Here is a 10,494-nt window from a genome sequence, read left to right as displayed (position 1 = left end):
CGGGTCAAGGCCGACCGCGAGGTCGCGCTGGCCTTCATGCGCCTCTCGCGCGCCGTGCGCCTGACCATGGCGATGTTCGGTCGGGTGCGGCAGGCCCGGGAGGCCCTGGCCGCCGGTGTCTCCCTGCCGGGTGTGCCGGTCATGCCGGAACGCCCGCCCGCCGGGTCCTCCCAACGCGCCGTCGAGGCGATGGTCCGGAGGCTTGAGGCCACGACGCTCGATCTCGACGCCGGGGGCGACGATCTGGACGATGAAGAGGACCTCTTCGACGATCTGTACGACGGGCCGGACCCGGCCGATCGCTCGGATCGCCCGGACCGGGAAGGCCTGACCGAACTCGCGGATTTCGGCTTCTCGCTCGACCATTGCCGGCCCGGCGAGGTCATCGCCGGGATCTATCGCGACCTCGGCCTGCCCCCGGACCCCGCTCGCTGGCCGCAGGCCTTGCCGGACGGGGTTCCCACCAGCGCCGCCGGCCGTCCTGCGCCTTCGCTTCCCTCCGAGACCGACCGATCGCAAAGCACCGCGTTACCTCGCCCCGCGGCGCGGGGCGAGGTCGGAAATCCCTTGGGTTTTCCGGGTGAGGGGCCGGCACCGGCGGATGGAAAGAGCCCTCACCCGGTCTCGCTGCGCGAGCCCGACCTCTCCCGCAAGCGGGAGAGGCAACACGAATTGCGCCCTCTCTCCCCAAATCCATTGCCGCCAGAGGAAGACAGCAGTTAACGGGCGGCCTCAGTCGGTCGCGCCGGCTTTGCGCAGGCGCGCTACCACCGCGCGGGCCCGCCGGTCCTGGGCCCAGCCCAGGGCGGAGCGGCCGGTAAAGTCGCGCTGGTCGACCTTGGCGCCGCCCGTCAGCAGTGCCTCGACCACCGGCAGGCTGCCGGTGCGGGCGGCTGCCATCAGCGGCGTGATGCCTTGCCGGTTGGCCCGATTCGGATTGGCCTTGCCGTCCAGCAGCGCGTGGGCGATGCCGGCGTCGCCGGTGTCCGCCGCCCAGAACAGCGGCGTGTTGCCGAGTGAATCGGCCTGGTCCGGTGCCGCGCCGAAATGCAGCAATTCGCGCACCAGCGGCAGCCTTCCGTCGGTGACGGCGATGGTCAGCGCGGTGTGACCCTCGGCATCCGTGGTGTTCGGCGCGGTGCCGCTCAGCAGCAGCGTGCGGACCTGGTCGACGTCGTTGGCCTGGACCGCCTGGATCAGGCTGGGCGCGTGGTGCAGCACGTCGATCTCGGCCGTGGCCGGGCCGCACAGGGTGAGGAATATCGCCGCAGCCGTTGCGATGCGCAGGCCTTGCTTCATCTCCGTTCCTCCCGGCAGCGTTCGCCATTCTGGGGCGCGACCCGGTTATACCCGTCGTGGTGCGACCGGGCCAGCGGTTGGCCCGGTCCGAGGCCTGGACTATCCTGCCGCCACGCGCCGCCCTGCCGAGCAGATGAGAGTTGCCATGACCGACGAACCATTGCCTTTGCCCAGCCTGCCCCGCCTCGGGCAGACCGCGCCGTCCTTCGAGGCCGAAAGCACGCATGGGCGCCTGGCGCTCGAGGATTTCCGCGGCAGCTGGGTCGTCCTCTTCTCCCACCCCGCGGATTTCACCCCGGTCTGCACCAGCGAATTCGTGGCCTTCGCCCGCATCGCCCCGGCGCTGAAGGAACGCGGCGTCGAACTGCTCGGCCTGTCGATCGACAGCATCTATGCCCATCTCGCCTGGACCCGGCGGATCGAGGAGCTGTTCGGCGTCAAGATCCCGTTCCCGGTGATCGCCGATGGCGACCGCAAGGTGGCCACGCTCTACGGCATGATCATGCCGGAACAGTCGGGCACCGAGACCAGCCGCTGCGTCTTCGTCATCGACCCGACCGGCGTGGTCCGGGCGATGATCTACTATCCGCTGACCACCGGCCGGAACATCGACGAGATCCTGCGTCTGATCGACGCGCTGCAGACCACCGACAAGCACAAGGTGGCGACGCCGGCCGACTGGCAGCCGGGCGGCAAGGTGATCGTGCCGGCGCCGCGGACCATCGAAGATGCGGAAGCGCGGGCCAAGGGCGGCTACGCCTACACCGATTTCTGGTATTGCGAGACCGAGGTCAAAGGCTGATCCCGGTCCGGCGCGATGGCCTGTATCAACCCCGACGGCACCCTGACCGAGGTGGCAAAGCGCAGCCTCACCCTGCTGTCCGCGCCGCACACGGTGGCGCAGCTGGCCGCGGCCGCCGGCCTGCCGGTGTGGCGGGTGCGGGCCACGCTGCGCGAGACCGGCCGGGCGAAGCTGGTGGCTTGCCTCGATCCCGCTGCGGCCGATCCGTCGTGGCAGCTGACCGAATTGGGCGCCGAAGCGCTAGAGCTGAGCCAGGATTGATCGCGCTTTACTGATGGATCACAATAAGATAAGGGTCTGCGTTGAAGCGCCATATGAGCTGGGACGCATTTCGGATTCTGTCGGCCCGGCTTCTGCGGTAGAGTGCGGGGCGATGGATCTGCGGGGGTAGCGATGAGGATGATGAAGGCTTTTGTGGCGGCTGCGTTGGCCGCGTTGGCGTTGGCAGCCTGCCAGGAGGCGCCGAAGCCGCCCCAGACGGGCGGCCTGTTCCCGGATGTCGGCAACTATCAGCCGGCCAATCTGCCGCCGAAGGCGCAGCTGACGCCGACGGAAGTGCGGTACGACCTGCTGGTCAAGCTGCAGACCGAGATGATGGTCACCGGCCTGAGCTGCAAGGAAGAGTTCAAGGATCCGATCATCTTCCGGACCTTCAGCCAGTGGGTGGTCAACAACGACGACCGCATCCTGGAAACCCAGGACAAGCTGGGCAAGCTGCTGGGCAACTACAACAAGGGCAACGGCGCGCGCCTGTTCGACACCTATCGGACCAAGATGGCGAACGACGAGTCCGGCCGGATGCAGCGCATGACCCAGACGGCCTATTGCCTGGCGCGCCAGGACCAGTTCGCCGAAGTGGTGAAGTACAATCCGCAGCAGCTCGACGACTACCTGAACAAGACCTACGACATGCTGCACACGCGCTACAACGAGGTCGGGTCGAAGACCCAGACCGCGGCGGCGACGGCGGCAACTCCGGCACCAGCCACAGCCAACAAGAAGCCGAAGAAGCCGTAAGGCCAGTTTTTCTTTTTTGCCGATCCATCCGAAAGGGGCCGCTCATGCGGCCCCTTTTTCGTAGGGGCGCGGTGATGCCCGGGCTCAGCCCAGGGCGCGGCCGCTCTCCGGGTCGAACAGGTGCAACTGGTCCTCGGTGATAGCAAGGGCCAGCCGGTCGCCGTTGCGCACCGGCGCCACGCCCGGCAGCCGGGCCAGCAGCACCACGCCGTCGCCCAGCCGGCCATGCACCACCGTGTCGGCGCCCAGCGCCTCGACCAGCTCGACCTCGATGCTCAGCCGGTGCTCGGGATCGGTCGGGCCGTCCAGCGCCATATGCTCCGGCCGGATGCCGGCCACGACCTTGCGGCCGGCCAGGCCGGCGGCGCGCCTTGTGGCGATGCGCTGGCCGCCGGGCAGGGTGACGCCGCCGCCATCCGCCGTCACCGTCGCCGCCAGGAAGTTCATCGCCGGCGACCCGATGAAGCCGGCGACGAACATCGATGCCGGCTGCAGATAGACCTCCAGCGGCGGGGCGATCTGCTCGGCCGCGCCGCCATTCATCACCATGATGCGGTCGGCCAGCGTCATCGCCTCGACCTGGTCATGGGTGACGTACAGGCTGGTGACGCCCAGCCGCGACTGCAGCCGCTTGATCTCGATCCGCATCTGGGTGCGCAGCTTGGCGTCCAGGTTGGACAGCGGCTCGTCGAACAGGAACACCGCCGGCTCGCGCACGATGGCCCGGCCCATGGCGACGCGCTGGCGCTGGCCACCGGACAATTGCCGCGGCTTGCGCTCCAGCAGGGCCGACAGCTCCAGCGTCTGCGCCGCGCCGCGCACCCGGGTGTCGATCTCGGCCTTCGACAGGCCCTGTATGCGCAGGCCGTACGCCATGTTGTCGTACACCGACATATGCGGGTACAGGGCGTAGTTCTGGAACACCATGGCGATGTTCCGGTCCTTCGGCTCCAGCCGGTTCACCACCCGCTCGCCGATCGCGATCTCACCGGCGCCGATGCTCTCCAGCCCCGCCACCATGCGCAGCAGGGTCGACTTGCCGCAGCCGGACGGGCCCAGCATGACCAGGAACTCGCCATCGGCGATGCGGCAGTCGATGCCCTTGATGGTCTCCTGCACAGCACCCGGATAGGTCTTGCGGACGCCGCGGATCTCGACGGTGGCCATGACTATTTCTCGCTCTCGATCAGGCCTTTCACGAACCAGCGCTGCATCACCACCACGACCACGACGGGGGGCAGGATGGCCAGGATCGTGGTCGCCATGACCAGGTTCCACTGGGTGTCGGCATCGGTGAAGGAGATCATCTTGCGGAGTGCGATGATGATCGTGTTCATCGAGTTGTCGTTGGTGATCAGCAGCGGCCAGAGATACTGGGTCCAGCCATAGATGAAGGTGATCACGAACAGCGCCGCGATGTTGGTCTTCGACAGCGGCAGCAGGATGTCGCGCAGGAAGCGCAGCGGCCCGGCGCCGTCGATCCGCGCCGCCTCGACCAGCTCGTCCGGCACGGTCAGGAAGAACTGGCGGAACAGGAAGGTGGCGGTGGCCGAGGCCATCAGCGGGATGGTCAGCCCGGCATAGGTGTCGATCATGCCGAGATCGACGATCACCTGGTAGGTCGGCACGATGCGCACTTCGACCGGCAGCATCAGCGTCACGAAGATCATCCAGAAGAACACCATCCGCAGCGGAAAGCGGAAGAACACGATGGCGTAGGCGGAGAGCAGCGAGATGGTGATCTTGCCGACCGCGATCGCCAGCGCGACGATGGTGGTGTTCAAGAGGATCCGGCCCATGCTGACGCTGCCGATCGACCGGGCGCCGCCGAACAGCGCGTCGCTGTAATTCTGCAGGAACTGGTCGCCCGGCAGCAGCGGCAGCGGCGGCGACAGGATCGCCTGGGTCGGGTAGGTCGAGGCGATGAAGGTGTAGTAGATCGGGAAGGCGACCAGCACGATCCCGACGATCAGGACGAAATGAGCGACCAGCCGGCCGAACGGGCGGTTCTCGATCATGAGTAATGCACCCGGCGCTCGACATAGCGGAACTGCACGAAGGTCAGCCCGATCACCAGCACCATCAGAATCACCGACTGCGCCGCGGAGGCGCCCATCTTCAAATTGACGAAGCCGTCATTGTAGACCTTGTAGACCAGGATCTCGGTCGACTTGCCCGGACCGCCGCCGGTCACGGCGTGGATGATGCCGAAGGTGTCGAAGAAGGCGTAGACCGAGTTCACCACCAGCAGGAAGAACGACACCGGCGAGATCAGCGGGAGGGTGATGGTGCGGAAGCGGTGGGCCGGCCCGGCGCCGTCGATCGCCGCCGCCTCGGTCAGGCTTTTCGGGATCGCCTGCAGCCCGGCCAGGAAGAACAGGAAATTGTAGCTGATCTGCTTCCATGCTGCGGCCGCCACCACCAGCACCATCGCCTGGCCGCCGTTCAGCAGCGGGTTCCAGTCGAAGCCCGCCTGGCGCAGCAGCACCGCCAGCGTGCCCATCGACGGGTTGAACAGGAACAGCCACAGCATGCCGGCGATGGCCGGCGCGATGGCATAGGGCGACAGCAGCAGGGTGCGGTACAGGCCCTGGCCACGCACCACCCGGTCGGCCATGACCGCGAGCAGCAGCGCGACCGCCAGCGCCGAGACCGCGACCGCGATCGAGAACACCGCGGTCACCTGCAGCGAGTTGAGATAGCCGGGGTCGGCCAGCACGCGGGCGAAATTGTCCAGCCCGACGAAGCGGCTTTTCAGCCCGAAGGCGTCCTCGCGCAGCATCGACTGGCGGATCGCCTGGCCTGCCGGCCAGAAGAAGAAGACCACGGTGATCGCGATCTGCGGCGCCACCAGCAGATAGGGCAGCACCGTGTTCGGGAAGATCGCGCGACGATTCATGCGTGCGGTGCCCTGGCGGTGGTCAAGGAGGAGGGGAGCGGGCCGGGTTCACGTCAGCGAACCCGGCCCATGACAGCCTTACTGCGCGGCGGCTTCCTTGATCGCCGCATTGGCCCGCTCGACCGCCTTGTTCAGCGCGGTCTTCGCGTCCTGCTGGCCGTTCAGCATCAGCTCCAGCTCTTCGTTGATGATGTCGCGGACCTGGGGCAGGTTCATGATCCGAACGCCCTTGGAATTCTCGGTCGGCGCCTTGCCCATCATCTGCAGGATCGGGATTTCGCGGCCCGGATTCTGGTCGTAGAAGCCGGATTTCTTGGTGGCCTCATAGGCCGCCAGGGTGACCGGCAGATAGCCGGACTTCTGGTGCAGCCGGGCCTGGATGTCGGTCTGCGACAGGAACTCGAAGAACTTGGCCACGCCCTTGTATTCGGCCTGCGGATGGCCGGCCAGGACCCACAGGCTGGCACCGCCGGGGATGGTGTTCTGCGGCGCGCCCGCGGCTTCGGGGTAATAGGGCAGGGCGCCGGTGCCGAAATTGATGCCGGACTTCACCACGTCGCCGAGCCCGCCCGAGGATTCGGTCAGCATGGCGCATTCGCCGCTGGTGAACTTGGTCTTGGCCTCGGAGGTGCGGCCGCCATAGGAGAACACGCCGGATTTCTGCAAATCGGCGATGGTCTGGAAGTGCCTGATATACAGGTCGCTGTTGATCAGCAGCTCCGGGTCCAGCCCGGCCAGGCCGTTCTGCTCGGTGGCATAGGGCACATTGTTCCAGGCGGCGAAGTTCTCCTGCTGGATCCAGGTCAGCCAGGTCGAGGTGAAGCCGCAGGGCCAGCCGGCGGCCTTGATCTTCTTGGCGTCCTCGAACAGCTCCGGCCAGGTCTTCGGCGGCGCGTTCTCGTCCAGCCCGGCCTTCTTGAAGGCGTCCTTGTTGTAATACAGGATCGGCGACGAGCTGTTGTACGGGAAGGACAGCAGCTGGCCATCGGCCGAGCTGTAATAGCTGACCACGCCGCCGAGATACTGCGACTTGTCGAAGGTGACGCCGTCGGCCTTCAGCACGTCGGCCACCGGGACAATGGCGCTCGAGGCGGCCATCATGGTGCCGGTGCCGGCGTCGAACACCTGCAGGATGTGCGGCGGCTGGCCGGCGCGGAAAGCGGCGATGCCGGCGTTCAGCGTCTCGGGATAGGTGCCCTTGAACACGGGCACGACCTTGTAGTCGGACTGGCTGTCGTTGAATTCCTTGGCCAGCGTCTCGACCACGTCGTTGTTGGCGCCGCTCATGGCGTGCCACCATTGAATCTCGGTGGCGGCAAGGGCCGGCAGGCTCAAGGTCAGGATCGCGGCGGATACCGTCGCGGCAAGTTGCAGTCTCATGGCGAAATCCCCCCAATGGTACCCGGCGCTCTTACAGGCGCGACATTGGCGAACCATGACAGCGGCATGAAACTTTTGCGACAGGTTTTCATATTCGCGCATCGATGCGCGTTTTCGCACTCAGGAACCCGGACCGGAGAGCGTCAGCGCGTGGTGCTGCGGGCCCGGCGCACCGCCTTTTGCCAGCCTTCATACAGCCGGGCGCGGGTGCCGGCCGGCATCGCCGGCTCGAACAGCCGGTCGCGCTGCCAGGCCTCGGCCACGCCGTCGACCGAGGGGTAGACCCCGGCGGTCAGGCCGGCGAGATAGGCGGCGCCCAGCGCCGTGGTCTCGATCACCTGCGGCCGCTCCACCGGGGTGTCCAGCATGTCGGCCAGCATCTGGCACAGCCAGTCATTGGCCACCATGCCGCCATCGACGCGCAGCGCCTTCGGCTTGGCGCCGCCATCGGCCGCCATCGCCTCCATCAGGTCGCGGGTCTGGAACGCCACCGCCTCCAGCGCCGCGCGGGCGATGTGGCCCGAATTCGAATCCCGGGTCAGGCCCAGGATCATGCCGCGCGCCTCCGGGTCCCAATGCGGCGCACCCAGGCCGGTGAAGGCCGGCACCAGGTAGACGCCGGCGGAATCCTCGACCGACCGGGCCAGGGTCTCGCTATCAGCCGCGGTCTTGATGATCTTCAGCCCGTCGCGCAGCCACTGGATGGTGGCGCCGGCGCTGAAGATCGCGCCTTCGATCGCATAGGTCGGCTTGCCGTCCAGCCGGTAGGCGGTGGTGGTCAGCAGCCGGTGCTTCGAGGTCCGCGGCTTGTCGCCGATGTTCAAGAGGGCGAAGCAGCCGGTGCCGTAGGTCGACTTCATCATGCCCGGCTTGAAGCAGGCCTGGCCGACCGTCGCCGCCTGCTGGTCGCCGGCCATGCCGGTGATCGGGATCGCCGCGCCGAACAGGATGCGGTCGGTGACACCGAACTCATGCGCGTTGTCGTGCACCTCGGGCAGCACCGCGCGCGGCACCCGGAACAGGGCCAGCAGCTCGTCGTCCCAATCCTGGGTCCGGATGTTGAACAGCATGGTGCGGCTGGCGTTGGTGGCGTCGGTGGCATGCACCCGCCCGCCGGTCAGCCGCCACAGCAGGAAGCTGTCGATGGTGCCGAAGGCCAGCTCGCCCGCCTCGGCCCGGCGTCTTGCGTCGGGCACGTTGTCCAGCAGCCAGGTCAGCTTGCTGGCGGAGAAATAGGCGTCGATGACCAGCCCTGTCTTGGCCTGCACCGCCTTCTCGTGCCCGGCCGCCACCAGCTCGCGGCAGAAGGCGGCGGCGCGGCGGTCCTGCCAGACGATGGCGTAGTGCAGGGCGCGGCCGGTCTGGCGGTCCCACAGCACCGTGGTCTCGCGCTGGTTGGTGATGCCGATGGCGGCGATGTGGTCCGCGGTCAGGCGTGCCCGGGCAATGGCGTCGCGGCAGGCCGAGACGGTGTCCGACCAGATCCCCTCCGGGTCGTGCTCGACCCAGCCATCGGCCGGATAGATCTGGCGCAGCTCGCGCTGCGCGGTGGCCACCGGCCGCCCCTGGGGATCGAACACGATCGCCCGGGTCGATGTCGTGCCCTGGTCGATCGCCAGGACATGCGTGCGACGCCGCATCCGATTCCCCTTCCAGGGCCATGCCCCAATGTTCGGTTCGCACTATCCGAAGCGCGTTTCCGAACGTCAATCGATCCACAAGCCGGCCGCGGCCGGGATCACTCCCCGTCCGCCTCCAGCGTCGCCACGTCGGGCGCATCCACCACCGCCCGGCACAGCCCCGACGCGAAGCCGGCGCGGGCCAGGACGGCCATGTCGCGCAGCCGGTGCGCCGCCCGGTCGGTCCCGGTCCGGAACGGCCCCAGCCGGCGGCGGCGCGCCAGCCGGATCGCCGCGGCCCGGTCCGGATCTGTCCCGGGGGCGCCGCCATACAGGGACAGGGCGTCGGCCGCAACAGTCTCGTCGATCCCGGCCTCGCGCAGCTTCATCCGGATCGCCCGGCTCGAGGTGCCACGCCGGGCCAGGCCGGCGATCCGCATCTCGGCGAATTGCGCGTCGTTCAGCAGCTGCGACGCCTCCATCCGCGCCAGCAGCGCCGTGATCCGCGCCGTCACGGCCTCGACATCGACGGTCTCGCCGGCCTGGACCGCGCGCCGGATCCGGCGCTGCAGCACCCGCCGCAACTGGCCGGTCGAGGCGGCATAGCGGCCAAGATAATCCAGCGCCGCGCGCTCCAGCGCGGCGGCGTCGAGGGCGGGGGGACGAGGGGGCTGACGAGGCGGGCGCGGCGGCATGGCGCGACACTGCCGTGTCCGGGCCGGCGCTGCCAAGCGCCGTCTGCATCCGAGGGGTGTCCGGGCCAACGGGGGTTTGCCCGTCCTTTCGTCGCCGGGTTATGGTCGCGCGCCCGCCGCCGCAGAGCCTTCATGCCCCAGCCCCGCATCATCGGCCGCATCAACTGGATCGGCCTGTGGACCCTCTATTCCAAGGAGGTCCACCGCTTCCTCAAGGTCGCGACCCAGACGATCGCCGCCCCCGTGATCACCACGCTGCTGTTCTATGCCATCTTCGCCCTCGCCTTGGGCGGGGTGACGCGGCAGGCAGCGGGTGTGCCGTTCCTGCAGTTCCTGGCGCCGGGGCTGATCATGATGGCGATGGCGCAGAATGCCTTCGCCAACACCTCCTCCTCGCTGATGATCGCCAAGATCCAAGGCAACATCGTCGACGTGCTGATGCCACCGCTGTCGCCGCTGGAGCTGACCATCGGCTATGTCGCTGGCGGCATCACCCGCGGCCTGCTGGTCGGCACGGTGACCTGGGTGGCAATCCGGATCTTCGTGCCGGTCGACCCGATCCATCCGGGCTTCGTGCTGTTCCACGCCCTCGCGGCCTCGATGCTGCTGGCGCTGCTCGGCGCCATCGGTGGCATCTGGTCGGAGAAGTTCGACCACATCGCCGCCGTGACCAACTTCGTCATCACGCCGCTGTCCTTCTTGTCGGGCACCTTCTACTCGCTCGACCGGCTGCCGGAATCCTGGCACTTCGTCGCCCATCTCAACCCGTTCTTCTACATGATC

The 10,494-nt window shown here is 67.8% G+C and carries 12 protein-coding genes; 5 read left to right on the top strand and 7 right to left on the bottom strand.

Translation table 11 applies throughout. From position 1 onward, the window contains the following. Nucleotides 1-723: hypothetical protein (locus AC3XYG_RS22110; RefSeq protein ID WP_489142026.1), on the top strand; the 723-nt coding region annotated here is incomplete at its 5' end. A 9-nt stretch (nt 724-732) separates the two neighbouring features. Here AC3XYG_RS22110 and AC3XYG_RS22105 read toward each other — a convergent pair. Continuing rightward, a complete protein-coding gene (locus tag AC3XYG_RS22105; RefSeq protein ID WP_489142025.1) occupies nt 733-1,299 on the bottom strand; it encodes an ankyrin repeat domain-containing protein in 567 nt (188 codons plus the stop codon). A gap of 145 nt (nt 1,300-1,444) precedes the next feature. Here AC3XYG_RS22105 and AC3XYG_RS22100 point away from each other — a divergent pair, with 145 nt between their 5' ends. From AC3XYG_RS22100 to AC3XYG_RS22090, 3 genes are all read left to right on the top strand, one after another. Beyond that, complete coding sequence (locus AC3XYG_RS22100) at nt 1,445-2,101, top strand: peroxiredoxin (RefSeq protein ID WP_489142024.1); 657 nt, start codon at nt 1,445-1,447, stop codon at nt 2,099-2,101. 15 nt (nt 2,102-2,116) lie between these two features. Further along, a complete protein-coding gene (locus AC3XYG_RS22095; RefSeq protein ID WP_489142023.1) occupies nt 2,117-2,362 on the top strand; it encodes a hypothetical protein in 246 nt (81 codons plus the stop codon). 138 nt (nt 2,363-2,500) lie between these two features. Then, a complete protein-coding gene (locus AC3XYG_RS22090) occupies nt 2,501-3,118 on the top strand; it encodes a hypothetical protein (protein WP_489142022.1) in 618 nt (205 codons plus the stop codon). An 84-nt stretch (nt 3,119-3,202) separates the two neighbouring features. Here AC3XYG_RS22090 and AC3XYG_RS22085 read toward each other — a convergent pair whose 3' ends face one another. The 6 genes from AC3XYG_RS22085 to AC3XYG_RS22060 form a co-directional block, all read right to left on the bottom strand. Further along, on the bottom strand, nt 3,203-4,285 hold the full coding sequence (locus AC3XYG_RS22085) for a sn-glycerol-3-phosphate import ATP-binding protein UgpC (RefSeq protein ID WP_489142021.1): 1,083 nt from the start codon (nt 4,283-4,285) through the stop codon (nt 3,203-3,205). Between the two features lie 2 nt (nt 4,286-4,287). Beyond that, complete coding sequence (gene ugpE, locus AC3XYG_RS22080; protein WP_489142020.1) at nt 4,288-5,136, bottom strand: sn-glycerol-3-phosphate ABC transporter permease UgpE; 849 nt, start codon at nt 5,134-5,136, stop codon at nt 4,288-4,290. Then, nucleotides 5,133-6,017 carry a sn-glycerol-3-phosphate ABC transporter permease UgpA gene (gene ugpA / locus AC3XYG_RS22075; RefSeq protein ID WP_489142019.1) on the bottom strand — a complete coding sequence of 295 codons (885 nt, stop codon included), beginning with the start codon at nt 6,015-6,017 and terminating at the stop codon, nt 5,133-5,135. Before ugpA ends, ugpE begins: the two co-directional genes overlap by 4 nt. 78 nt (nt 6,018-6,095) lie before the next feature. Further along, nucleotides 6,096-7,397 carry a sn-glycerol-3-phosphate ABC transporter substrate-binding protein UgpB gene (gene ugpB / locus AC3XYG_RS22070; RefSeq protein WP_489142018.1) on the bottom strand — a complete coding sequence of 434 codons (1,302 nt, stop codon included), beginning with the start codon at nt 7,395-7,397 and terminating at the stop codon, nt 6,096-6,098. Nucleotides 7,398-7,540: 143 nt separating this feature from the next. Beyond that, on the bottom strand, nt 7,541-9,037 hold the full coding sequence (glpK, locus tag AC3XYG_RS22065; protein ID WP_489142017.1) for a glycerol kinase GlpK: 1,497 nt from the start codon (nt 9,035-9,037) through the stop codon (nt 7,541-7,543). 98 nt (nt 9,038-9,135) lie between these two features. After that, nucleotides 9,136-9,711: a regulatory protein RecX gene (locus AC3XYG_RS22060; RefSeq protein ID WP_489142016.1), complete on the bottom strand. Its 576-nt coding sequence runs from the start codon at nt 9,709-9,711 to the stop codon at nt 9,136-9,138. A gap of 132 nt (nt 9,712-9,843) precedes the next feature. On the opposite strand from AC3XYG_RS22060, the gene AC3XYG_RS22055 reads away from it, so the two are divergent. Further along, on the top strand, nt 9,844-10,494 hold a 651-nt coding region (locus tag AC3XYG_RS22055; protein WP_489142015.1), incomplete at its 3' end, for an ABC transporter permease.

This window comes from Inquilinus sp., from assembly GCF_057815775.1.
The sequence above is the reverse complement of the archived record's forward strand: the minus strand, read 5'-3'. Positions and strand labels throughout refer to the sequence as shown.